This is a genomic window from Reyranella sp. (genome assembly GCF_044224635.1).
GTDB lineage: Bacteria > Pseudomonadota > Alphaproteobacteria > Reyranellales > Reyranellaceae > Reyranella.
The window spans coordinates 15021-38116 of sequence record NZ_JBGAKA010000020.1 but is presented as its reverse complement, the minus strand read 5'-3'; the positions used below and the strand labels follow the sequence as shown (position 1 = coordinate 38116).

19 protein-coding genes are annotated in these 23096 nt (G+C 67.6%); 4 read left to right on the top strand and 15 right to left on the bottom strand.

The window, feature by feature from the left end; translation table 11 throughout:
- Positions 1 to 149: 149 nt before the first annotated feature.
- Both ACILR9_RS18550 and ACILR9_RS18545 read right to left on the bottom strand, forming a co-directional pair.
- Positions 150 to 1295 (bottom strand): DSD1 family PLP-dependent enzyme, encoded by a 1146-nt coding sequence (locus tag ACILR9_RS18550; RefSeq protein ID WP_395711435.1) that lies wholly within the window; start codon positions 1293 to 1295, stop codon positions 150 to 152.
- Complete coding sequence (locus tag ACILR9_RS18545; protein WP_395711434.1) at positions 1292 to 2164, bottom strand: SDR family NAD(P)-dependent oxidoreductase; 873 nt, start codon at positions 2162 to 2164, stop codon at positions 1292 to 1294. Before ACILR9_RS18545 ends, ACILR9_RS18550 begins: the two co-directional genes overlap by 4 nt.
- A 102-nt stretch (positions 2165 to 2266) precedes the next feature.
- Here ACILR9_RS18545 and ACILR9_RS18540 point away from each other — a divergent pair, with 102 nt between their 5' ends.
- The gene (locus ACILR9_RS18540) at positions 2267 to 3376 is read left to right on the top strand and encodes an LLM class flavin-dependent oxidoreductase (protein ID WP_395711433.1); all 1110 of its coding nucleotides are present in this window, start codon (positions 2267 to 2269) and stop codon (positions 3374 to 3376) included.
- Position 3377: 1 nt separating this feature from the next.
- The gene (locus ACILR9_RS18535; protein ID WP_395711432.1) at positions 3378 to 4148 is read left to right on the top strand and encodes an acetoacetate decarboxylase family protein; all 771 of its coding nucleotides are present in this window, start codon (positions 3378 to 3380) and stop codon (positions 4146 to 4148) included.
- 18 nt (positions 4149 to 4166) lie between these two features.
- Here ACILR9_RS18535 and ACILR9_RS18530 read toward each other — a convergent pair whose 3' ends face one another.
- From ACILR9_RS18530 to ACILR9_RS18515, 4 genes are all read right to left on the bottom strand, one after another.
- Positions 4167 to 4616, bottom strand: coding sequence for a nuclear transport factor 2 family protein (locus ACILR9_RS18530; protein WP_395711431.1), 450 nt, complete (start codon positions 4614 to 4616; stop codon positions 4167 to 4169).
- 86 nt (positions 4617 to 4702) lie between these two features.
- Positions 4703 to 5392: an alpha/beta fold hydrolase gene (locus tag ACILR9_RS18525; RefSeq protein ID WP_395711430.1), complete on the bottom strand. Its 690-nt coding sequence runs from the start codon at positions 5390 to 5392 to the stop codon at positions 4703 to 4705.
- The gene (locus tag ACILR9_RS18520) at positions 5392 to 6291 is read right to left on the bottom strand and encodes an NAD(P)-dependent oxidoreductase (RefSeq protein ID WP_395711429.1); all 900 of its coding nucleotides are present in this window, start codon (positions 6289 to 6291) and stop codon (positions 5392 to 5394) included. Before ACILR9_RS18520 ends, ACILR9_RS18525 begins: the two co-directional genes overlap by 1 nt.
- A gap of 14 nt (positions 6292 to 6305) precedes the next feature.
- The gene (locus ACILR9_RS18515) at positions 6306 to 6983 is read right to left on the bottom strand and encodes an SDR family NAD(P)-dependent oxidoreductase (protein ID WP_395711428.1); all 678 of its coding nucleotides are present in this window, start codon (positions 6981 to 6983) and stop codon (positions 6306 to 6308) included.
- Positions 6984 to 7154: 171 nt separating this feature from the next.
- On the opposite strand from ACILR9_RS18515, the gene ACILR9_RS18510 reads away from it, so the two are divergent.
- On the top strand, positions 7155 to 7955 hold the full coding sequence (locus ACILR9_RS18510) for an SDR family NAD(P)-dependent oxidoreductase (RefSeq protein WP_395711427.1): 801 nt from the start codon (positions 7155 to 7157) through the stop codon (positions 7953 to 7955).
- Between the two features lie 8 nt (positions 7956 to 7963).
- Here the strand turns inward: ACILR9_RS18510 and ACILR9_RS18505 are convergent, their stop codons facing one another.
- On the bottom strand, positions 7964 to 8764 hold the full coding sequence (locus ACILR9_RS18505; protein WP_395711426.1) for a glucose 1-dehydrogenase: 801 nt from the start codon (positions 8762 to 8764) through the stop codon (positions 7964 to 7966).
- Between the two features lie 137 nt (positions 8765 to 8901).
- On the opposite strand from ACILR9_RS18505, the gene ACILR9_RS18500 reads away from it, so the two are divergent.
- Entirely contained in the window at positions 8902 to 9423 is a 522-nt protein-coding gene (locus tag ACILR9_RS18500; RefSeq protein ID WP_395711425.1) for a pyridoxamine 5'-phosphate oxidase family protein, read from the top strand.
- A gap of 1 nt (position 9424) precedes the next feature.
- Here the strand turns inward: ACILR9_RS18500 and ACILR9_RS18495 are convergent, their stop codons facing one another.
- The 8 genes from ACILR9_RS18495 to ACILR9_RS18460 all read right to left on the bottom strand — a co-directional run bounded on the left by ACILR9_RS18495 (position 9425) and on the right by ACILR9_RS18460 (position 23035).
- Positions 9425 to 9775: a hypothetical protein gene (locus tag ACILR9_RS18495; protein ID WP_395711424.1), complete on the bottom strand. Its 351-nt coding sequence runs from the start codon at positions 9773 to 9775 to the stop codon at positions 9425 to 9427.
- A gap of 81 nt (positions 9776 to 9856) precedes the next feature.
- Entirely contained in the window at positions 9857 to 12631 is a 2775-nt protein-coding gene (gene ppc, locus ACILR9_RS18490) for a phosphoenolpyruvate carboxylase (RefSeq protein ID WP_395711423.1), read from the bottom strand.
- A 641-nt stretch (positions 12632 to 13272) separates the two neighbouring features.
- Positions 13273 to 14901 carry an AMP-binding protein gene (locus ACILR9_RS18485; RefSeq protein WP_395711422.1) on the bottom strand — a complete coding sequence of 543 codons (1629 nt, stop codon included), beginning with the start codon at positions 14899 to 14901 and terminating at the stop codon, positions 13273 to 13275.
- 192 nt (positions 14902 to 15093) lie between these two features.
- Complete coding sequence (locus ACILR9_RS18480) at positions 15094 to 15714, bottom strand: TetR/AcrR family transcriptional regulator (RefSeq protein WP_395711421.1); 621 nt, start codon at positions 15712 to 15714, stop codon at positions 15094 to 15096.
- Between the two features lie 267 nt (positions 15715 to 15981).
- On the bottom strand, positions 15982 to 17505 hold the full coding sequence (locus ACILR9_RS18475) for an acyl-CoA carboxylase subunit beta (protein ID WP_395711420.1): 1524 nt from the start codon (positions 17503 to 17505) through the stop codon (positions 15982 to 15984).
- A gap of 223 nt (positions 17506 to 17728) precedes the next feature.
- On the bottom strand, positions 17729 to 19339 hold the full coding sequence (locus ACILR9_RS18470; RefSeq protein ID WP_395711419.1) for an AMP-binding protein: 1611 nt from the start codon (positions 19337 to 19339) through the stop codon (positions 17729 to 17731).
- A gap of 9 nt (positions 19340 to 19348) precedes the next feature.
- Positions 19349 to 20896, bottom strand: a complete 1548-nt coding sequence (locus tag ACILR9_RS18465; RefSeq protein ID WP_395711418.1) for an ABC transporter substrate-binding protein — start codon at positions 20894 to 20896, stop codon at positions 19349 to 19351.
- Positions 20897 to 21184: 288 nt separating this feature from the next.
- The gene (locus ACILR9_RS18460; protein WP_395711417.1) at positions 21185 to 23035 is read right to left on the bottom strand and encodes an AMP-binding protein; all 1851 of its coding nucleotides are present in this window, start codon (positions 23033 to 23035) and stop codon (positions 21185 to 21187) included.
- Between the last annotated feature and the right edge of the window lie 61 nt (positions 23036 to 23096).

Genomic DNA, 23096 nt, shown 5'->3' with positions numbered 1-23096 from the left:
CACCTAGGACCTCTCAGGAAACAAGTGCTCCAGAATCGTTGTCATCCCGAGCGCAGCGAGGGACCTTTATTGCTGCCTCGAAGGTCCTCGCTGCGCTCGGGATGACAGAGGCGTTGTCACAGCTGGAGCACTTTATTTGTGACAGACCCTCAGCGCGACCGACCGCGCGCCGTGACCGGCCAGATGTCGACCAAGGTGTCGCCCTTCACCACGTGATAGCTCTCGTACATGTTGACGGTGGGATCGCAGTGCGGCGGGGTCAGGATCACCTGCTCGCCGTGCCCGGGTGACGCCTGGCCTTCGGGCGCGATGACCGCCAGGTGCTCGTCGCCCATGAAGCGGGTGGTCGAGCCGTCGACGGCGCCCTTGAGGATCGGCGGCGGGCCCTTCTCGGTCGCCATTGCCTTCAGGCCGGCATCGACCGTGACCAGACCCGGCGTGTTGGCGCTGACGACGCGGGCATCGATCTGCAGCGCCTGCTCGAAGGTCGGTTTGTCGAGGCCGCGCAGGTCGCAGACATTGTAGTCGTGGTCCATGAAGACGTAGGAGCCGACCTGCAATTCGGTGAAGACGCCGAGCTTGGCGTCGATGAAATGCGTGCCGGTGCCCGAGCCGGTGACGATGCCGGGCTTCAGCCCGGCCGCGTCGAGCTTGGCCAGGATGCCCTTGAGATACTCGGTGCGCTCCTCTATCTCCGCCTTGCGCTCGGCGAAGCTGATGATGTGCTGGTGGCGGCCGCAATAGAACTGCACGCCGGCATATTTCAGCGACTTCGATCCCACGACCTTGCGCACCAGCTCGACCACGCCGTCCGGCGTGGCGACGCCGGTGCGATGCATGCCCGGATCGATGTCGATGACCACCGTGAGCGGCTTGCCGGCCTTGCCGGCGGCGGCGTCCAGCGCCTCGACGTTGGCCGGATGATCGACCACCACCATGAGGTCGCTGACCTGGCCGTTGAGCGCGATCAGACGGGTGATTGCCTGCGGCGTCACCACCGGCGAGGTGATGTGGAGCTGCTGGATGCCGGCTTCGCCCAACGCCTCGGCTTCGCCCAGCTTGGCGCAGCACACGCCGAGCGCGCCGGCGGCGATCTGGCGGCGCGCGATGTCGGCCGACTTGTGCGTCTTGGAATGCGGCCGCAGCTTGACCTTGTGCGCCGAGGCAAACGCCGCCATCTCGGCGATGTTGCGGTCGAGCATCTCGAGATCGAGCACTAGCGCCGGCGTGTTCAGCGAGCGCCGCGAGCCCTGCTGGCCGATCAGGTGACGGTGAAGACGTTCGGCTTCGCTCATGATCTTTCGTCCTTCAGGTTGCGCACGACCATGGCCTCGCCGGTCGTGCCGCGGTTGACGCCGGCGGTCCGTATGAAGGGATTGTCGCGGCTGTTGCCCCACAGGGCGATGCCCTGGGCGAGCAGGCCGCCATCGACCTTGATGGTCTCGCCGGTGATGAAACGGGCATCGTCGGAGCACAGGAACGCCGCGACGTCGGCAATGACGTCCGGCTCGCCGCGGTCGGGCCACGGCTGGTGCTGGAACTGCTTCTCGTAGCGATCGGGCCGCCCGCGATGCAGCAGCGGCGTCGAGATCACACCCGGGGCGATGCCGACCACGCGGATGCGGTGCGGTCCGAGCTCGACCGCGACATTCTCGATCAGGCTGATGACGGCGGCCTTGGCGGCCGAATAGGCGTGACTGCCGCCGCCGCCCACCATGCCGGCGATCGACGCCGTCACCAGAACGACACCCCCATCGCCGTGCTTCTTCATGGCCTGCGAGGCGTGCTTCATCCCGAGAAACACCGAGCGGGTCAGAACGGCGAAGGTGTAATCCCAATCCTCGACGCTGGTCTCGGCGATCGGCCCGAAGGCGCCACCGACGCCGGCGTTGAGATAGGCGATGTCGAGCCGACCGAAGCGGCGCTCGGCCTCGGCGATGGTGGCGATCATGTCGCCTTCGCTCGCGACGTCGCAGCGCACGAAGGCGACGCTGTCGCCGTATCCGCCTGCTCTGGCGGCGGCCAGGGTTTCGGCGCCGTTGGCCTCGTTGAGATCGGCCACCACCACCTTCGCGCCATCGCTGAGGAAGCGCATGACGGTGGCGCGGCCCATGCCGCTCGCCCCGCCGGTGACGATCGCCACCTTGCCCGCCAGTCGCTGCATCTCGATTTCGCCCTCCGAAGTCACCCGCATTTGGCGCCGCATGGTGCTGTTGCATGGCCCGGCGGGCAAGCCTAGCGTTTTGCAACTCTGCGGGAGGGCACTATGAAATTTGGCCTGTTCTACGAGATCTCGATCCCGCGGCCGTGGACGCCGGAGAAGGAGTACACGGTCTACAACAACTGCCTCGAGCAGGTGAAGCTCGCCGACGAGCTGGGCTTCGACCATGTCTGGGCGGTCGAGCACCATTTCCTGGAGGAGTATTCCCACTGCTCGGCACCGGAGCTGTTCCTCACCGCCTGCGCCATGGTGACCAAGCGCATCCAGGTCGGGCACGGCATCGTGGTGTGCGTGCCGGAGTTCAATCATCCGATCAAGATCGCCGAGAGGACGGCGACGCTCGACATCCTGTCGGGTGGCCGCCTGCATGTCGGCACGGGACGCTCGGCGACGTGGACGGAGCTCGGCGGCTTCCGCGCCAATCCCGACACCACCAAGAAGAGCTGGGACGAGTTCGTGCGCTGCCTGCCCCGGATGTGGACGCAGGAGACGTTCTCCTACCGGGGCGAGTTCTGGTCGATGCCGGAGCGCACCATCCTGCCCAAGCCCTATCAGAAGCCGCATCCGCCGATGTGGGTCGCCGTCACCAGCCCCGGCACCGAGATCGATGCCGCCGATCGCGGCCTGGGCAGCCTCGGCCTCTCCTTCGCCGGCTTCGACGAGCAGGAAAGGAAGATCAAGGAATACCGCCGGCGCATAAAACTCTGCGAGCCGGTCGGCGCCTTCGTCAACGAGCAGGTGGCAACAACCAACTTCCTGTTTTGCCACGAGGACGAGAAGACCGGTGTCGAGATGGGCAAGCGGCTCGGCAACACCTTCAATTATCTCGCGACCCAGCTGATCTCGACCCGCGAGGTGTTCTCCTCGCCGTCCTACCAGTCGCTCGGCCTGCTGCCGGCGCTGCGCCGCGCCGCCACCGGCCCGGATGCCGGCGAGCAGCAGACCGAGGGCATGGCCTACGGCGATCCGGCACGCATCATCCGCGCCGTCAAGCGCTGGGAGTCGCTGGGCGTCGACTGCATCAACTTCATCCTCAATGCCAACGAGGTGGTGCCGCAGGACCAGGTGATGGCGAGCCTGCGCCTGTTCGCCAAGGAAGTGATGCCGGTGTTCGCCAACAAGCCGGCCAACGTCGCCGCCGCGGCGGGAGAGTGACATGCCGCTTTATGGAACGCTCGATCTCACGACTGTCGCGCCCAAGCTGCCGACGCTGCCCAACCTCGACACCGAGGCGTGGACTCTGCCGAAGGCAGAGATGCTGCAGCTCCTGATCGAGGTGCCGCGCAGCTCGACTGACGGCCTGCTGCCCAAGGCGATGCATCCGGCACTGCCGTCCTACGTCATCCTGGCGGTGACGCGATATCCCGAGAGCCCGGTCGGCCCGTTCAATCTCGCCGTGCTGCGGCTCGGCAGCCGCGCCGGCGCCCATCCCCGCGGCTTCCTGCTCGGCGCAGTGACCAACAGCGACGGCGCGACCCGGGAGTTGCGTGCCCGCTGGGGCTTGCCGGTCGAGACCGGCGAGGTGAAGTACCTGCGCCGCCACGATCGCGTCATGGGAACGGTGACGCGCGGCGGCACGACCATCCTCGACTGCGCGCTGGTCGATCCGCAGCCCGTGGCCGGCAGCGACGTGCAGTACATCAACTGGGTGACGGCGGCCAATGCGCCGCTCGATGGCCAGACCCAGCCGATGCTGATCCAGGTCGATCCCAAGTACACCTTCTACAAGGCCGAGCGCGGCAAGCCGCAGGTCTCGACCTTCGACGCCGCGGCGTGGAACGCCACGGGCCTGCAGCTCGCCGACCCGATCGTCGGCACCTGCTGCACGGTGGACACCGACCTGCCGCGCATCCGCTTCGTGATGGATCCGCTGAAGCCGGTGTTCCAGGGCACGCGGCGGATCAGGGAGTCGCGCGCGGACGAGTAGGTCACGCGCCGAGACGAGTTACGCCGCCGTCATTGCAATCGCCTGGGCGGTGTCGGTGTTCTGGCGGACCTGGACGATCTTGCCATCGCGGAACTGAATGTGATCGAAGAAGTCGAATATCTCCGACTTCCCGTTCGGCCGGAACGTCACGCGCGCTTTCCAGTGCAATGCCGCTCGCTCGCCGTCAATCACCAGGGAGCATTCCCTGAAGTCGCTGAATCTCCAGGTCGCAATCAGGCCACTGGCGACTGCCTTCACAGCCGCCTTTCCTCTGGCCACTTCACTGAGCGCCGGCACGCCGGTGCCGCGACCATTGAGCTCGAACACGACGTCCTCAGCGAGGTGCTTCACCGTTGCGTCGACGTCATCGTTCACCCGCGCGGCATAGAAGGCTCTCACGGTCTGCTCGATTTCGCTGCGGTTCGTCATGAGTCTCTCCCTCCCGCGCAATAAGTCGATACGCGTCACGCAGCGCCACCGATCGAGAATGGCAAATAGGCAAGCCCTCAACAAGTAGCGAGAATGACGAGTAACTCCCTCATGTGGGAGTTAGATCAGCCCTCGACGATCAGCTTCGCCAGCGCCTCCGGTTCGCTCAGCATCGGATAGTGGCCGGTGTCGAGCTCGTGCCAACGCGCCTTCAGGCGGTCGGCGCAGCGACGCTGGTGGGCGACCGGCGGGTTGGCGCTGCGCTTGCACCAGATCACCGAGGCGTTCCACGACTGGCCCCAGAAGCGCTCGAGCTTGACCGGTGCACGCATGGCGGCGATCGGGTGCGGCGTGCAGCGCTCGATCGCCCACCGCCGCAGCGCCGGGTCGAGATCGGCGAACAGGCGGGTCTCGAAATCGTGCTGCGAGGGGCCGGTGCCGAACTCGGTGTCCACCGCGGTCGGCCGCTTGACGATGTCGGGCAGCTTCTCGCCGTCGAGCAGCGCCAGGGCATCGGCGAACACCACCCTGGCGACGCGCTCGCGCGCCAGCTCCGCGGTGCGCGCCATCACCATGCCGCCGGTGCTGGTGCCGACCAGCACGACGTCCTTCAGATCGTCATAGAACAGCAAGCCGGCAACCTCGTCGGCGTGCGTCTCGGTGGTGATCCCGGCGCGGATCTGCCCCTTGCGCTCGGCGCAGCCGTCGAGGCTCGGCGCCAGCACGTGATGGCCCTGCGCGCGCAGGCGCTCGGCGACCGGTTTCCAGATCCAGCCGCCCTGGTAGGCGCCGTGGAGCAGCACGAAAGTCGTCATCACTTGTTTCCTTCCCTGACCGAGACGCCGGCGAGGCGCTCGTAGATCTTCACGATGGCCGAGCCGTCCTGCTTGTTGAGGCCCTGGGCCCGCGCCATCTGGTAGACCTGCTGGGTGACGTTGGCGAGCAGCACCGGCACGCCGAGGCGCTTGGCGAACGCGGTCTCGAGCTCCTGGTCCTTGTAGGAGATGTCGACCGTGCCGCCCGGCTCGTAGTCGCCGGCGAGGATGCGCGGCACGCGCAGCTCCCAGGCCGCGCTCGCGCCGGTCGAGACGCGCACGACGTCGTAGATCATCTGCGGATCGAGGCCGGCCTTCACGCCCAGCACCATCGCTTCGGCCACGGCCACCGTGTTGACCTGCACCAGCATGTTGTTGACCAGCTTCATGGCGAGCCCGCTGCCCAGCGGCCCGACATGGAACGAGCGATTGCCCATCGCCGAGAACAGGTCCTGGCACTTGTCGAACACGGCGCGCTCGCCGCCCACGATCACCGACAGCTCGCCGGATTGCGCCCGCCCCGTGCCGCCGCTCACCGGCGCATCGAGCATGGCGATGCCGCGCGTCTCAAGCCGCTCGGCGATGGCGCGGGCGGCGAACGGATCGATGGTCGCCATGCAGAGCACGATGTGGCCGGCGCGCGCACTGTCGAGGATGCCCTTCTCGCCGACGATCACCGCTTCGGCCTGCGCCGTGGTCTCGACGATGACGATCGTGCGCTCGACCTCGGCGGCCACCGCTTCCGCCGACGCCGCCACCGCCGCACCCTTGACCTTCAGCGGCACCGTCTTCGAGGCGTCGATATCGTTGACCACCAGCGAGAATCCGGCCTTCGCCAGGTTGAGCGCCATCGGCCCGCCCATGGCGCCGAGCCCGATGAATCCGACCTTTCCTGCCATGCTCCCCTCCCCCGCTACACGCCGCCGGTGACGTCGATGGTGAGCCCGGTGACGAAGTCGGCGTCGGCCGAGGCGAGGAAGCAGATGACGCGCGCCTGGTCGGCCGCTTCGGCGACGCGGCGCAACGGCGTCCTCTCGATCTCCTCGGCCTGCGAGGCCTGCGTGCGCTTGTCCCAATGCGGCCGGATGCGCTCGGTCAGGGTGATGCTGGGCGCGATGGCGTTGACGTTGATGCCGTCGATCGAGGCCAGGTTGACGATCTTGCCGCTGCGCTGGCGCTTCATCACCGGGATCACGGCATGCGTGCACAGGAAGGTGGCGTCGAGGTTGAAGGCGATCAGCTTCTGCCATTCGGCGAAGGTGAGCTGCTCGGTGGTCGCAGTCGGCCGGTCGATCACCGTGCTGCCGCCCACGGCATTGACCAGGATGTCGATCGCGCCGTGCGTGCGCGCCACCTCGTCGATCAGCGTGTCGACCACCGTGGCGTCGAGGGCATCGGCCAGCGTTCCCAGCACCTTGCCGCCCGACGTGCCCGCGGCGGCGCGCAGCGACGGCACCGCCTCGTCGAGCCGGCCCTGGTTGTTGTCGACGGCGATCACCGTCGCCCCCTCCCGGACCATGATGCCGGCCGTGGCGCGGCCGATGCCGTTGGCCGCCGCCGTGATCAGGGCCACCTTGTTCTTGAAGCGCATCGGTCCCTCGCTGTCCGGCTTGTCGTGGTTGACGCGACGATTGTGCCTCGGGGTCCTCGAGTCAATTCGCGCCACGTCGATCGACCTCGCAGCGGAATTCGCCAGGCCCCGGCATGGCGGTCCGGCCCGCCGGTTGGCATCATCGCGGAAATCATCGGGAGGAGCGAGATCATGGAACCGGGCAAGAGACTGATCGGCAAGGTCGCCATCGTGACCGGCGGCGCCTCCGGCATCGGCGCGGAGACGGCGCGGCTGTTCGCCCGCCATGGCGCCGCGGTGCTGCTGACCGACAGCAACACCGCACTGGGCAAGCGCATCGAGGAGGAGATCATCGCCGCCGACGGAACGGCGCTGTTCGCCAGCCAGGACGTGCGCGAAGAGGCGAGGTGGTCCGAGATCGTCGGCCTCGCCGAGAAGACCTACGGTCGGGTCGACATCCTGTGCAACATCGCCGGCATCTCCGGGCGCGACCCGAAGCAGAACATCCAGACCACCATGACGGCCGGGCCGCGGCTCGCCGACCAGACCCTGGCGCACTGGAACCAGGTGATGGAGATCAATGCCACCGGGGTGTTCCTCGGCACCAAGGCGGCGATCCCGGCCATGCAGCGCGCCGGCGGCGGCTCGATCATCAACATCTCGTCGATCTGCGGCATCGTCGGCAGCCACGCCAACGCCGCCTATCACGCCTCGAAGGGCGCCGTGCGCCTGTTCTCCAAGGCGGCCGCCATCCAGTACGCGCCCGACAGGATCCGCGTGAACTCGGTCCATCCCGGCTTCGTCGACACGCCGATGACCCAGCCCGGCCATTCGAACCCCGAGGTCGCCAGCCAGCGCCTCGCCGCGACGCCGCTCGGCCGCTTCGGCACGCCGCACGACATCGCCGCCGGCTGCCTCTACCTGGCGTCGGACGATGCGTCCTGGGTCACTGGCAGCGAGCTGGTCATCGACGGCGGCATGACGGCGAACTGACCGCGGGCTCAATCCTGGTTCATCGACGTCACGGCGCCCGGCGTCGCGGTGCGGCCGCCGTCGATCACGTAGTGCGCGCCGGTGATGTTGCCGGCGAGATCGGAGCACAGGAACAGCACCGTGTTGGCGACTTCGTCGGGCGTGCCATAACGGCCGATCGGGATCGACGACTGGTAGCGCGCCGTCACCTTTCCCGGGTCGGCCGGATTGAGCTGCGCCTCGAGCGCGTGGATCATACGCGTGTCGATCGGCCCGGGGCACACGGCGTTGACGCGAATGCCTTGCCGCGCCACCTCGCCGGACGCGGTCTTGGTCAGGCCGAGCACGGCGTGCTTGGACGCGACGTAGGCCGGCATGCCGGGCGACCCCATCAAGCCCGCCGTGGACGCGGTGTTGACGACCGCGCCGCCCTTCTGGGCGATCATCTGCTTCAGGACGTACTTCAGGCCCAGGTAGACGCCGCGCACGTTCACCGCCATGACCGAGTCGAACATCGCATCGTCATAGTCGACGATGGGCGCCACCTTGCCCTCGATGCCGGCATTGTTGTGGAAGCAGTCGATGCGCCCGAACGTGGCCACCGCCTTGTCGACATAGGCTTTCACCGAGTCGGCCTGCGTCACGTCGGCCTGGACGAACAGGGCCTCGCCGCCCTGCTGGCGGACGATGCCGGCGGTCGCCTCTCCCGCCGTCGAATCGCGGTCGACGACCACGACCTTGGCGCCGCGCGAGGCAAAGCCCAGCGCCGTGGCGCGGCCGATGCCGTTGCCGCCGCCCGTGATCAAGGCGACCTTGTTCTTGAAATCCATGGTCCGGTGCTCCCTCTTTTCCTGCCGGTTCATCATCGCCAAGCCGTCCGGCGGCGGCAATCCTCGCTTGCTGCATTGCAGCTCACACGAAACAATTGGACCTCCCCATCAGAAGGTTGAAGGTCGAGGAGGAAGCCATGCCGGACATCACTGTCGCGAAATTTCGCGACGTCGCCAACGGACTCCAGGAGGGCCAGTTCGCCGTCGGCGAGCGGACCAGGATCAAGGGCCTGTCCGATCTCGATCCGATCTACAAGGCCCTGCTCGATCGGCCGATCACGGTGACGCTCGGCCTGATCGGGCCGGACGGCCGCATCGGCCTCACCCCCATGTGGTTCGACTACGAAGGCGACAAGGTGCTGGTTAACACCGCGTCGCACCGTCCCAAGTGCGGCTGGATCCGCAAAAATCCCAGGTTCACCATCCTGATCGTCAATCCCGACAATGCCTATCACTGGGTCCAGCTCAAATGCACCGTCGAGCGCGAGGAGCGCGAATGGGAGCCGGGCGGCGAGCGCATCACCCGCCAGCTCGACAAGATCTGGACCAAGTACACCGGCAATCCGCCGCCCTACGGCCTGCGCGATCCGGCGATCGACGAGAAGCGCGTGCTGTTCATCTGCACCGTCGATCGCATCGCCACGTTCGGCAAGCCGTGAGCTAGATCACCTTGCGCACGATGTGGCGGCGGTTGGACGTGTAGGGACGCACCTCGCCCGGCCAGCGGCCTTTCTCCGCCGCCTCCGCCCATTCCTTGCTGAGCAGCACGTCGGGGCTGTCGAGCTCGTAGATCGCGACGTAGGTCGGCTCGCTGCCGCCGTCGAGCATCTTGCGCTCGCCGGCGAGGTTGAAGGCGGCGGGCTCGGTCTTCAGGCGAGTCACCGCGCCCACACCCGGGACCTTCTGCAGCAGCGGCACGTGCTCGGTGTCGTAGACCTCGTTGAACAGCGCCTCCTTGTCCTTGGCGACGTCCATGCTGACGATGAACAGGTACTTGGCTCCGATTGCCATGGTTTCCTCCGTTACCACTGTTGCCGAAAGGTCCCTCGCCGTCGGCTCGGGATGACAGCATTGTCGTCATCGAGAGGGCTCCTACCCACTGTTCCGCAAACCGGCGGCGATGCCGTTGATGCTGAGATGGATGCCGTCGACCACGCCGGGATCGGTGTCGCCGGCGCGATGACGTTTCAGCAGCTCGATCTGCACGTGGTTCAAAGGGTCGATGTAGGGAAAGCGGTTGCGGATCGACCGAGCCAGCAGCGGGTTGCCTTCGAGCAAGGTCTGCTGGCCGCTGATCGCCAGCACCGCATCGATCGAGGCCTGCCACTCCTGCCGCACGCGGCCGAACACCTTTTCGCGCAACGCCGCGTCACCGACCAGCTCGGCGTAACGCGAGGCGATGGCGATGTCGCTCTTGGCCAGCACCATGTCCATGTTGGAGAGCGTCGTGCGGAAGAACGGCCAGTCGCGGTACATGGTCTGCAGGGTGGCAAGCCCGTCCGGCCGCGCTGCCGTCAGGGCCGACACCGCTGCGCCAAAGCCGTACCAGCCGGGCAGCATCAGGCGGCACTGCGCCCAGCTGAACACCCAGGGGATGGCCCGCAGATCCTCGATGCGCCGCCGGCTCGAGCGTGACGCCGGGCGGCTGCCGATGTTGAGGGTGGCGATCTCCTCCAGCACCGTCGAGTCGCGGAAGTATCGGTCGAAGCCTTCGGTCTCGTAGACCAGGCTGCGGTAGGCGCGGAAGGCGTGCGCCGACAGCGCCTCCATGATGGCGAGCCAGTCGGCGGGCGGCGGCGCATGGCCGGCCTCGAGCAGGCTCGCCTCGAGGGTGGCCGCCGCCAGGGTCTCGAGATTGCGCCGGCCGACCTCGGCGTTGGAGTACTTGCCGCCGATCACCTCGCCCTGCTCGGTGATGCGGATGGCGCCCTGCAGGGCGCCCGGCGGCTGCGCCAGGATGGCGTCGTAGCTCGGCCCGCCGCCGCGCCCGACCGAGCCGCCGCGCCCATGGAACAGGCGCAGGCCGACCTTGTGCCTGGCGAACACCTCGATCAGCGACAGCTCGGCCTTGTAGAGCTCCCAGGTCGAGGTCAGGTAGCCACCGTCCTTGTTGCTGTCGGAATAGCCCAGCATGACCTCCTGCACGTCGCCGCGCGAGGCGACCAGGCGGCGATAGGCGGGCAGGCCCAGAAGCTCGTCCATGATGCGGCCGCAGTGCTGCAGGTCGCCGATGGTCTCGAACAGCGGCACGATGTCGACGTCGAGCCGTTCTTCATGCGGGCGCAGCAACCCAACCTCCTTCAGAAGCACCGCCACCTCGAGGATGTCGGAGACGCTGTCGTTCTTGGAGATCACGTAGTGCGGCATCGACGCGCCGCCGTATCTCTGGTGGGCGTCGGCGGTGACGTTCAGCATCGCGAGCTCGCCCGCCGTCTCCTCGCCATAGCCATGGTGCGGCGCTGCCAGGGGTCGCGGGTTGGCCATTTCAGCCGTCAGGAGCGCGATGCGGGCGGGCTCGTCGAGCGCGCGATAGTCCACGGGATCGCCGGTCGACGCCGCCTCGAGCAGCTCGGCGATCACGCGCTCGTGCACGTCGGAGTTCTGGCGCAGGTCGAGCGCGGCGAGGTGGAAGCCGAACACGTCGACCGCCCGGCGCAAGCCGCGCAAGCGGCCGCGCGCCAGGGGCAGCGAGCCGGCCTGCACCAGGGAGCCGGAGACCGTGTCGAGATCGGCCTGCAACGCCGCGACCGACTCGTAGGCCGGCGCCTCGCCGACCGCCGGATAGGGCGGCTCCAGCCGATCGAGCTTCCAGGCGGTCGCGGCGAGCCGGGCATAGATGCCGATCACGGCCCGCCGGTAGGGCTCGTCCTGGCGCTCGGTCGAGCGGTCCGGCGAGGTCTTCGCCAGCGCGGCCAGCCCGTCTGATACCGGCACCGATCGGCCGTCAAGCGACAGCTCGCTGCCCAGCCGGTGCAGCTCCTCGAGATAGAAGCGCATCGCCCGCTCGCTGTGCATCCCGAGCGTCTGACGCGTCACCTCGGCCGTCACATAGGGATTGCCGTCGCGATCGCCGCCGATCCAGCTGCCCATGCGCAGGAAGGACGGCACCTCGATGCCCTGCCATTCCGGCTCGATGACGCCCAGGCGATCCTCGAGATCGGCGTAGAAGGCCGGCAGGGCGCGCAGGAACGTATGGTCGTAGTAGGCCAGCCCGTTGTTGACCTCGTCGATGACCCGCAGGCGCGTGCCGCGCAGGATGCTGGTCTGCCACAAGGTCAGCACGGCGCGGCGCAGCGCCCGCCGGTTGGCCGAGAGCTCCTCCGGCGTGTATTCGACCCGGTCCCGGTCGTCGAGCAGATGGGCGATCTCCATCTCGCGATCGATCGAGCTGCGCCGGCGCACCTCGGTCGGATGGGCCGTCAGCACGGCGCTGCACAGCGCCCGGGCGAAGAAGGCCTCCAGCTCCTCGCGCGTGACCCCGCCATCGCGGGCGCGCGCCAGCGCATACGCCATGGTGCCCTGCCGCGCCGGCGCCCGTGCCTTGGCATAGGCGCGCGTGCGGCGGATGTGATGCTGGTCCTCCGCCAGGTTGGCGAGGTGGGAGAAATAGCCGAAGGCGCGGATGATCTTGATCGCCCGGTCGATCGGCAGGCCGCTCATGATCGCCTGCAGCTCCTGGCGCGCTGCCTCGTCGGCATTGCGATGGAACTGCACGCCGGTGCGGCGGATATGCTCGACCAGCTCGAACACCGCCTCGCCTTCCTGGTCGCGCACCGTGTCGCCCAGGATGCGCCCCAGCAGGCGCGTGTCGTAGCGCAGCGGGGCGTCCTTCTCGACGCTCTCGGCGGGGGGCTCGGTTCGGTCCATATCCTGACTATAGCCAAGGATTGGCCGCACGCCCGATCTCAAGTTCGTTCGCCTGAATATGCGCCAGGAGGGTCCCGTGCGGGTTGGGCCGCCCCGCTCGCCGAGAAAAGAACGACCCTGCAATTTTGCGTTCGCTGCGTTCGGAGCCTTTGGAATCAAGGACTTAGTCGACCGCAAGCGACCGCACGGCTTCGCCTTTTGCGGTCGGGCCGGCGATCTTGCGGTCGGGGCCATTGGGCGCGCGCGACTCCCCGCCGCCCTCGTGCGCCCTCACAAGCGGCGGAGAATAGAAGACGCAGGTCACCGGGAAAGAGTGACGCGAGAAGCGGGCAGTCATGGATGCCACGCTAACGCGATCGTGGCGACTGTCTCCCTGCGTGCGCCGCATGGCTGCAACCCGCCAGCACGAGCCTGTGCAATTGATTGCACAAGCACCGTGGGAGCGCGCCACTCATAGGCTCTAACTTTGGCAAGAACCAAAGTGCGGTCGGTGAATCATACGCTGAGAGCGCGTCACTCCTGTGGCGCCCTTCTTGTCGATCGCGCATCCTATGAGCGCCACAGGAGTGGCGCTCCCAGCGAAGGCTATGACCCCTCCGTTGCCGTAAGATGGGGTCACCTTGCAGGCGGAGACCAAGACCTCACGCCGAACGGCCCACGAGTCGGTCGCGCTTGATGACGATGCCGGCGGCCTCGCGATCCCAGGTGTCAGCCGTGATGCCCTCGCCGCGCAGGATGTGCTTCTGCACCTTCTGGGTCGGCGTCTTGGGCAGGTCGTCGAGCACGCGGACGTAGCGCGGCACCATGAAATGGGCCATCCGCGATCGCAGGAACTCGATCAGCTGAACCGGATCAACCGTCTGACCCTCGGCGAGCGAGATCGCCACCAGGATCTCATCCTCGCTGAACTCGCTCGGCACCGCGACGACGGCCGCCTCGCGCACCGCCGGATGGGCAGAGACCTCGATCTCGACCTCGAATGACGAGACGTTCTCGCCGCGCCGGCGGATCGCGTCCTTGAAGCGGTCGACGAAGAAATAGTTGCCCGACGGGTCGATGCGGAAGGCATCGCCGGTGTGGAACCAGCCGTTGCGCCAGGCCCGGGCGGTCGCCTCGGGGTTGGCGTTGTAGCCGTGGTTCTGGGTCCACGGCACGTCGGTGCGCACGATCAGCTCGCCGACCTGGCCGGGGCCGACCTCGCAGTCATTGTCGTCGACCAGCCGCACCGTCACGCCGGCGCGCGGCCGGCCGCAGGTCGCCACCACGGCGGGATTGTCCTCGGCGATCAGCGGGCACGACACCTCGCTCATGTTGAACAGCGTGTGCGTGGTGACGCCGAAACGCTCGCGGAAGGCGATGCCCTCGGCGGTGAAGGGGATGATGAGGGCATGGCGCAGCGACGTCTCCTGCTCAGCCGGCCGGACCGGCTCCTTGATCAGGAAGGTCGCCATGACGCCGAGCAGGATGACGCAGGTCGTGCGCGTGCCGCTGACGGTGCGCCAGAACGAGCCGGTATCGAACGCCTCGAGCAGAACGATCGCTCCGCCCAGCACCAGCATGGCGTAGGTCGGCGCCGTGCCGCCGACATGGAACATCGGCAGGTTGACCATGAAACGGTCGGACGCATCGAGATAACAGAGCCCGTCGTTGCTCGAGCACAGCGTCGTCGCGGTCGCGTGCAGATGGGCGTAGGACGACAATACTCCCTTGGACGGCCCGGTCGTGCCCGACGTGTAGATGATGCTTTGCGTGTCGTAGGGCTCGATCGGCCGGTCGAGCGGCAGCACGTCGCCGGCCGAGCGCAATCGATCCTCCGGCAGGACCTCGATGCCGGCAATCGGCGCCGCGGCACCCTGCAGAGCGACGACCGTCTTCAGGTCGGTCTTGCCGATATCGGCCAGCCTGCCGGCCAGCTCGGCGTGGGCGAGCATCAGCGCGGCGCCCGCGTTGCGCACCACGTGCTCGAGGATGCCGCCGCGATACCCCGTGTTGATCGGCACGTAGATCGCGCCGACATAGTTGATGGCGAACCAGAGCTTCACCGCCTCCAGGCCGCTTGGCATCCAGACCAGGACCGGGGCGCCCTGCTTGACGCCGAGATCCTGCAGCGCCCGGGCAATCGCCCGCACGTCGGTGCGCAGGCTGGCATAGGAGATCTCCCGGCCGTCGCGCAGCACGATGAACGGCCGATCGCCCGCCGCCTCGGCGTGACGGTCGAGCAGGCAGCGCAGGACGCACTCTTCACGGTCGGGAACGACACCAGTGCTCATCGGGGGACTCCTGGACGCGTCAGACTTCGATACTGGCACGTGGTGGGCGCGACAGAGAATCTGTCATCCCGAGGCCGAAGGCCGAAGGACCTTTCCGTTGCCTCAAAGGTCCCTCGGCCTTCGGCCTCGGGATGACAATTTTTCTGATTGCAGCCATCTCGCAAGAATTGAAGCGCTGTTTCATCACGAACCCTACCGCGCCGACAGCGAGCGGCGCGTGAACTCGGCGTAATGGTCCGCAAGCCAGGCGGTGCCCTGCTTCTGCCAGAGCTGGCTGAGCTGGGGGATCATCAACGGGGCGCTCACGATCCAGCTCACCGCGACCCGGCTGTCGGAGACCTGGATGCTGCCATCCTCCTGGCCGAGCTGGACGAGCTTGATCAGGCGCCGGCTGAACACGCGCTGGCGCGCCCGCACCGCCTTGAGATCGGCCTCGTTCAGGGAATTGAGGTCGGTGAGCACGGCGCAGGTGCCGAGCTCCGAGGTGATGTTCTTCACGTACGTGCGGGTGAACTCGACCACCTTGGCGAGCGCCTTGCCGTCGCTCGCTTCGGCCGCGGCGAGGGCGTGATCGGCCAGCTCGAAGCCGATCTCGACGCACGACAGCAGCAGGTGGTTCTTGTCGCGGAAATAGTAGTAGCAGACCGTCTTTGAGATCCCGAGCTTCACCGCGACCTCGTCGAGCGAGACGTTGTGGAAGCCGCGCTCGTTGAAGGCCGCGGCGGCCTCGCGCAGGATCAGGCGGCGCTTCAGCGCCTGGTCCTCGGTCGAGGGCTCGAACTCCCCGTTCCATCTCCGTCGTACGCGCGTCACGGTGTCGTCGCCTCTCCCGCGGGGGCAGGGCGCTCGCCGATGAGCACGCCTTTCATTCTCCTCCCCAACTCTGTTGGGGAGGTGTCGCCGTCTTCGGCGACGGAGGGGTCATGAGCAGCGGGACTGGGGCTCATGACCCCTCCGCCCCGTATGACGGGGCACCTCCCCAGCGAAGCTGGGGAGGAGAATGAAAGGCGCGCCCATACGCCGGGCTTCGCTGGGGATGACGGAAAAGAAAGGACATGGAATCGCGCTGGCCCGCCTGTTCTACAGGCTGGTCGGCCAGGTCGACAGGCGATGCTGGCCGATGCCGCCGGTCAGGCGCCGCGCATAGACATCGAGCATGCGGCTCACCCACTGCCGCGTCTCGCCGGGCCTGATCACCGCGTGGCCGGCAAAGATGCCGGCGAGCTCGTACGGCGAGTTGCTGACCACCATGCCCTGCAGCAATGCCTGGTATTCCTTGTCGCCGTCCTGCCGGCGGCGATTGTGGACCACGCTGACGGCAACCGACGGATCGACGAAGCCGACCTCGCCGGTCGTCATCACAGCCAACGCGTCGGCGAGCCCGCCGCCGAGGTTGAGATAGGCCTGGCCGTAGCTCTTGCGCACCACCACGGCGATCCTCGGGACGGTCGCGAGCGCCAGGGCGCGCAGGTTGTTCATGATCTTGCCGGCAACGCCCTCCTGCTCGGCCTGCAGTCCGACCAGGAAGCCCGGCGTGTCGGCGAGCAGCACCAGCGGGATGTTGAAGCTGTCGCACAGCACGATGAACTCGGTCATCTTGTTGCACGACGGGCCGTCAATGGCGCCGCCCTTGCGCCGCGGGTTGCTGGCAATGATGCCGACCGTGCGGCCGTCGATGCGCGCCAGCGCCGTCTCCAGCGTGACGCCGTAGCGCGGCCGGAATGGCATCACCGAGCCGACATCGGCCAGCAGCTCGACCAGCTTGCGGCCGTCGTAGATCTTGTTGCGGGCCGCCGGGACCAGCGCGTCGACGGCCTCCGCCGGATGCGCAGCCACCGGCCCGCGGCCGGCCGGCGGCGCCTCGCGGCAGTTGGCGGGCAGGAGGGCGAGGAAGGAGCGCAGCGCCGCGATCGCCTCGGCATCGGTGTCGGTCACCAGGTCGATCTGGCCGGTCGTGTCGGCATGCAGGTCGGAGCCGCCCAGCTCCTCGGGCGTCACTTCCTGGCTCAAGGCCACCGAGGTGACCTTGGGGCTCGATACCGAGAAGGTCGCGTCACGGCGCATCACGGCGAAATCCGACAGCACGGCGTACCACGTGCCCATGCCGTAGCACGGCCCGAGCACGGCCGAGACCCAGGGCACGTCGCGATCACGGCGCGTGCCCGAGAGCTGGCCGATGCGGCCCATGCCGACCGCGCCCTGGATGTCGGGCATGCGCGCACCGGCCGATTCGATCAGGAAGGCGCAGGGGATGCCGGCGCGCGAGGCGCTGTCCTTGAGGAAGCCGAGCTTGCGGATGTTCACCACGGACGACGAGGCGCCGAGCGTCGTCAGGTCGAACGACGCCATCGCGACGTCCCGCCCGTCGACCTTGCCGAAGCCGGTGACGATACCGTCGGCCGGCGTGCGATGCTTGTCCTCGACACGCGCCGAATGGGCGAACTCGCCGATCTCGCTGAACGTGCCGGGCTCGCACAGGAGATCGATGCGCTCGCGCGCATTCAGGATGCCGCGCGCGCGGCGCGCCTGCAGCTTGGCGGCGCCGCCCATCGCGCGAATCGCGCGGCGGCGGGTGTCGAGGTCTTCGCCGGGATCGGTCGTCATGGGGCCTTGCTGGTTCGATGGTCATTCTCCTCCCCAACTTTGTTGGGGAGGTGTCGCCGTCTTGCGGCGACGGAGGGGTCATGAGTCATGGGACCGCTGCCTTTGTGACTCATGACCCCTCCGCCCCGTATGACGGGGCACCTCCCCAGCGGAGCTGGGGAGGAGAATGAAAAAGCTGGGGAGGAGGATGAAAATGCCGGGGAGGAGAATGAAAAGTGATGAATCACGCCGTCGACCTCTGCGCCAGCCGCTCGCGCCTGATCACGATGCCAGCCTTCTCGCGATCCCACGTGTCGGCGGTGACGCCTTCGGAGCGCAGCAGGTGCTTCTGCACCTTCTGGGTCGGCGTGCGCGGCAGGTCGGGGATGATGCGGAAGTAGCGCGGCACCATGAAATGGGCGAGCCGCGGGCGCAGGAACTCGACCAGGGCGGGGAAATCGATGTCGCGGCCCGGCACGGGGCTCATCACCGCCATGACCTCGTCCTCGCCGAACTCGCTCGGCACGGCGACGACGGCCACGTCGCGCACGTCGTCATGCGCCACGATCTCCTTCTCGACCTCGAAGGAGGAGATGTTCTCGCCGCGCCGGCGGATGGCGTCCTTCATGCGGTCGACGAAGAAGAAGTTGCCCTGCTCGTCGCGGCGGAAGGCATCGCCGGTGTGGAACCAGCCGTTGCGCCAGGCGCGGGCCGTCGCCTCGGGATTGCGATGGTAGCCGTGGTTCAAGGCATACGGCATGTCGGTGCGCACGATCAGCTCGCCCACGACATTGGCCGGCACCTCGCAATCGTTCTCGTCGACGATGCGCAGCTCCACGCCGGCGCGCGGCCGCCCGCAGGTGCCGTCGATCGTCGGGTTGGCGCCGGAGGCCAGCGGCGAGGAGATCTCGGTCATGTTGAAGCCGGTATGGATCTCGACCCCGAAGCGTTCGGAGAATTCGCGGTGCTGGTCGCTGAGCGGGATCATCGACACGCGCTTCAAGGGATGGTCACGATCGTCCGGCGATGGCGGCTCCTTGAGCAGGAACGAGGTCATGGCGCCGAGCAGGATCGTGTGGCTGACCCCGAAGGCGCGGATGGTCGGCCAGAACTCGCTGGTGCGGAACGATTCGACCATGGCGAACGAGCCGCCGCGCATCATGGTCGCCCAGATCGGCCCGGCGCCGCCGACATGGAACATCGGCAGGTTGACCAGCGTCCTGTCCTCGGGGCGCAGGATGTTGTTGGGGATGAAGGTCGAATACATCTGCAGCGACGACGACAGCACGCCCTTCGACGGCCCGGTCGTGCCCGAGGTGTAGATGACGGACAGCGTGTCCCACGGCTCGACCTCGCGCTCGAACGCCGGCAGGCGCCTGCCGTCGCCGTCGAGGACGCCCTCGTCGAGCATGGAGAGGCCGGGGACCTCGGCCGTTCCGCCGATGGTGACGATGCTCCGCAGCTCGGCGTGCTTGACGTCGGCCAGGCGCGGCACCAGCGTCGCATCGCCGATCATCAGGCGGGCGCCCGAGTTCTCGACCACGTGCTCGAGCAGGCCGCCGCGATAACCGGTGTTGATCGGCACGTAGACCACGCCGAGATAGTTCAGGGCCAGCATGACCCTGAGGCACACCGAGCCGTTGGGCAGCCAGACCAGCACGAAATCGCCCTGGCGCACGCCCAGCCGGTGCAGCCCCTCGGCGCAGTCGCGGACCCGGCGCCGCAGCGCGCCGTAGCTCCAGCTCGAGCCGTCGGCGAAGATCGCGAAGGGCTGGTCGGGGACCTCGCGGGCGCGCCGGTCGATCAGGTCGCGCATCACGCATTCATCGCGCGGCGGCATGCGGGGGTCGAGCATGGCCTGGCCCTACCCCGCCGCGACGGTCTCGTAGCGCGGCCGCCCGAACAGGTTGGGCTGGAAGCCGGTGAACTTCTTGCTGACGCCGATCACGCTCACCTCGAACAGCAGCGGGATGAACACCGCCTGCTCGCAGGCGATGCGCTGGACCTTGGACAGGCCCTGCTTGCGCTGCTCCTGGGTGGCGCCCGCCCGCGACTCGGCCAGCGCCGCCTCCATGCCGGGGATCTCCTGATGGCCGCCGTTGTAGAACGAATCCTTGCTGAACAGGATGAAGCAGCCCATCGACGGGTCGGGCCGCGCCGTCAGCGCGGCGATGAAGAAGTCGGTCGAGCGCTGCGCGAAGAAGGCGCTCGAGGCTTCCGGCGTCGAGGTCGAGCGCACGCGCGCCTTGATGCCGACGCGCTGCCACATCTCGATCAGCAGCTCCTGGCGCTGCACCGAGGCCTGGTCCGAGGCGGAGATGCCGTTGATCGACACTTCCGTGCCGACCTCCTTGATCAGCGCCTTTGCCTTGTCCGGATCGTAGGCGAGGATGCTGGTCAGCGACGCGTCGTGCGGCCAGTAGCTCTTGGGGTACAGGGTTGTCCCCGGCTCGCCGAGGCCGCCCATCGTCGCCGTGTTGAACACGTTGCGATCGATCGCGAGGTTCATCGCCCGGCGCACGCGGATGTCGTTGAGCGGCGGCTTGGCGTAGTCGAGATAGACCATGTGCAGATAGAGCGACGGGTTGGCGAAGACGTTGACCTTGCCCGAGCGCTCGAGCACGACCTTCTGCACCGGCGGCACCGTCACGACGATGTCGTTCTCGCCGGCCAGCACCGAGCGCACGCCCGTCGCCACCTCGGGGATGATCCGCATGTCGAGCTTGTCGACCTTGGGCTCGCTCTTGTTCCAGTAGGCGGGATTGCGCTCGTAGGCGACGATCGTGTTGTCCTCCCACTTGACGAACTTCCACGGTCCCGCCCCTACCGGATTTCGGTCGATGGCGCCGCCGCCGGCCTTGATCGCCGTCGGCGAGGCCATCATGCCGGCGCGATCCGACAGGATCAGCGGCAGCGACCGATCCGACGCCTTGAGCTTCAGCGTGACGGTGGTCGGACCGGTCGCCTCGACCGAGTCGATGGAGGCGAGATCGACCTTGATGTTGGAGCGCTGGTCGGTGCGGCTGCGATCGAGGTTGAACTTCACGGCTTCGGCGTCGAGCGGCGTGCCGTCATGGAAGGCGAGGCCGGGGCGCAGCTCGAGCACCAGGGTGGTGTCGTCCTTGTAGGTCCATGATTGGGCAAGCCCCGGCCTGGGCTCGCCGGTCTTCGGCTCCCACTGCACCAGGGTGTCGTACAGCGGATAGAGGAACTGGTGATCGCCGCCGCTGCGCCCGGTCGTCGGATCGAGCGTCGACGGATTGACGTTGGCCGACACGCGCAGCAGCCCGGCCGTCTGGGCGCGCGCGTCGCGCGATCCCGGCAGATCGAAGGCCAGCAGGCCGATGCCGCCCAGTCCCGTGCCGATGAAGCGACGCCGCGCGAGCGCGCCCGCGGATGAACGATCGGCCATTGTTTCCTCCGTACTTATTCTTGCGTCTTTTCGACTTACGCTGGCGTAAGTTCCGTAGCGAGCATCGATATTGCAGGACAGCGTGTCAACCTTTGCAGGGACGCCGTTTCGCCAGTCGCGGACCTCTCATCCCCTCCCCAGCGAAGCGAAGCTTCTCTGGGGAGGTGTCCGCGTAATCGCGGACGGAGGGGTCACGAGTCATGGGAGGAGGTTGCGCCTGAGACTCATGACCCCTCCGTCGTCGTATGACGACGACACCTCCCCAACAAAGTTGGGGAGGACCATGAACTACCCGATCTCGATCACGCCCTCGCCGCCGGCGTAGAGCCGGTCGACCAGCGCCTTGCGGCGTTCGAGGGTGGCGCGCTGGTTGATATAGCCCTTGTCGGTGATCTCGTGGCCGTCGACCGAGGGCGGCTCGGCCATCAGCACTGCGCGCTTGATGCGCATCGACGAGCCCTTGCCCTCGCGGTTCATGCGGCCGAGCCCCTCGCGCAGGGCGCCGACCACCGCGGGATGGGCGAGCAGCTCGGAGGGCGGGAGCTTGGCACCCTCCGCGCCGGCGAGCTGGCGGCAGGCGGCGATATTGGGAAAGCCCAGCAGGCCGGCATAGTCGCGGTCCTGGCCGCAGATCACGGCGTCCTGAAGCACCGGGCTCGCCGCCGCGATGGCCGTCGTGCGCAGCGTCCCCACCAGCACGAAGGTGCCGCTCATCAGCTTGAAATCCTCGACCACCCGGCCGTCGAAGATCAGGCCCCAGCTCGGGTCCTCGGGATCGACGAAGCGGCCGGCATCGCCGATCCTGTAGAAGCCCTCCTCGTCGAACATCTGCGCCGTGAGCTCGGGCTGGCGGTAATAGCCCGGCGTCACGATCACGCTCTTGAGCCTGAGCTCGTAGCGCCCCTCCTCGCCGGTCGGCACGAGCTTGAGCTGCACGCCGGGGAACGGCAGGCCGATCAGGCCGACCCGCTCGGAGGCCCAGTGCACGGTGGTCGCCGTCGGCGCGGTCTCGGTCGAGCCCCAGCCGGTGACGAAGGGCAGCCGGAAGCCGGTGTACTTGACCGCCAGCGTCTCCATGCGCTCGTAGAGGTCGGACGGCAGGGTGGCGCCGCCATAGGCGAGCGAATTCAGGTTCTTGAAGAACCGTCGCGCCAGGGCGTCGTCGTTCTCCAGCGCCGTCGCCAGCATGGCGTAGCCGGCCGGCACGTTGGCGAAATAGGTCGGCGAGATCTCGCGCAGATTGCGCAGCGTCTCCTCGAACAGGCCGGGCAGCGGCTTGCCGTCGTCGATGTAGGTCGTGCCGCCGTCGGCAAGATTGCCCTGGAAGGTGGCATTGCCGCCCATCGTGTGGTTCCACGGCAGCCAGTCGAGCATGACCCCCGGCGGATCCTCGGGCCGGCGCGTGCGCGCCATCTGGCCCATCGCCAGGTTGGCGCACATCATCTCCTGGGTGTTGATCACCGCCTTGGGCATGCCGGTGCTGCCCGAGGTGAACAGGAACTTGGCCGTCGTGCCCGGCTCGATCGCCTCGACCGAGCGGTCGACGGCCTCGGTCGGCCGCGCCGCGAGAAGCTCGCTCCACGGCAGCGACTGCCTCTCGGGCGGCGCCTTGTCGACATGGACCAGCAGCACGCCCTCGAGGTCGAGCGCCTTCAGGGCGCGGGCGTAGATTTCGCCGTTCTGCACGAACACCAGGCCGGGCTTGATGAGGTCGAACACATAGCGCAGCTTCGCATGATCCTGGCTCATCACCGAGTAGGCCGGCGACACCGGGGCGAGCGGCGCGCGCGCCTGCATCGCCGCCATGCTGAGAAGGGCGAACTCGATCGAGTTCGACGACAGGATCATCACGGGCTTGTCCGGCCCGAAGCCGCGCTCGATCAGCGCCTGCGTCACCGCATCGACCTGCCGCTTGGCCTCGCCGTAAGCAAGCTTCAGCCATTCGCGGTCGGGCCCTCGGCGCTGCGCCAGCCACACCCGGTCGGGCGCCTGGGCCGCCCACTTCGCCAGGAACGCCGGCACGTGCCTCTCGTAGGGTTTCAGTCGGTGGTTCGACTGCAGGATGATGGTGCCGTCGTCGCGCCGGTCGACGCGCACGTCGCGGCTCAGGAACTCGATCGGCTTGAAGGGCGTGCTCATGACAGCGTCCAACGGCGTTACTCCCAAAGCAATCTTTGCCAGATTTAGGAGCGCCCGCCTT

What these genes read in the sequence shown, in the direction of transcription:
- ACILR9_RS18550 (WP_395711435.1), bottom strand. Translation starts at nt 1,295, where the DNA reads ATGAGCGAAGCCGAACGTCTTCACCGTCACCTGATCGGCCAGCAGGGC.
- ACILR9_RS18545 (WP_395711434.1), bottom strand. Translation starts at nt 2,164, where the DNA reads ATGCAGCGACTGGCGGGCAAGGTGGCGATCGTCACCGGCGGGGCGAGC.
- ACILR9_RS18540 (WP_395711433.1), top strand. Translation starts at nt 2,267, where the DNA reads ATGAAATTTGGCCTGTTCTACGAGATCTCGATCCCGCGGCCGTGGACG.
- ACILR9_RS18535 (WP_395711432.1), top strand. Translation starts at nt 3,378, where the DNA reads ATGCCGCTTTATGGAACGCTCGATCTCACGACTGTCGCGCCCAAGCTG.
- ACILR9_RS18525 (WP_395711430.1), bottom strand. Translation starts at nt 5,392, where the DNA reads ATGACGACTTTCGTGCTGCTCCACGGCGCCTACCAGGGCGGCTGGATC.
- ACILR9_RS18520 (WP_395711429.1), bottom strand. Translation starts at nt 6,291, where the DNA reads ATGGCAGGAAAGGTCGGATTCATCGGGCTCGGCGCCATGGGCGGGCCG.
- ACILR9_RS18515 (WP_395711428.1), bottom strand. Translation starts at nt 6,983, where the DNA reads ATGCGCTTCAAGAACAAGGTGGCCCTGATCACGGCGGCGGCCAACGGC.
- ACILR9_RS18510 (WP_395711427.1), top strand. Translation starts at nt 7,155, where the DNA reads ATGGAACCGGGCAAGAGACTGATCGGCAAGGTCGCCATCGTGACCGGC.
- ACILR9_RS18505 (WP_395711426.1), bottom strand. Translation starts at nt 8,764, where the DNA reads ATGGATTTCAAGAACAAGGTCGCCTTGATCACGGGCGGCGGCAACGGC.
- ACILR9_RS18500 (WP_395711425.1), top strand. Translation starts at nt 8,902, where the DNA reads ATGCCGGACATCACTGTCGCGAAATTTCGCGACGTCGCCAACGGACTC.
- ACILR9_RS18495 (WP_395711424.1), bottom strand. Translation starts at nt 9,775, where the DNA reads ATGGCAATCGGAGCCAAGTACCTGTTCATCGTCAGCATGGACGTCGCC.
- ppc (WP_395711423.1), bottom strand. Translation starts at nt 12,631, where the DNA reads ATGGACCGAACCGAGCCCCCCGCCGAGAGCGTCGAGAAGGACGCCCCG.
- ACILR9_RS18485 (WP_395711422.1), bottom strand. Translation starts at nt 14,901, where the DNA reads ATGAGCACTGGTGTCGTTCCCGACCGTGAAGAGTGCGTCCTGCGCTGC.
- ACILR9_RS18475 (WP_395711420.1), bottom strand. Translation starts at nt 17,505, where the DNA reads ATGACGACCGATCCCGGCGAAGACCTCGACACCCGCCGCCGCGCGATT.
- ACILR9_RS18470 (WP_395711419.1), bottom strand. Translation starts at nt 19,339, where the DNA reads ATGCTCGACCCCCGCATGCCGCCGCGCGATGAATGCGTGATGCGCGAC.
- ACILR9_RS18465 (WP_395711418.1), bottom strand. Translation starts at nt 20,896, where the DNA reads ATGGCCGATCGTTCATCCGCGGGCGCGCTCGCGCGGCGTCGCTTCATC.
- ACILR9_RS18460 (WP_395711417.1), bottom strand. Translation starts at nt 23,035, where the DNA reads ATGAGCACGCCCTTCAAGCCGATCGAGTTCCTGAGCCGCGACGTGCGC.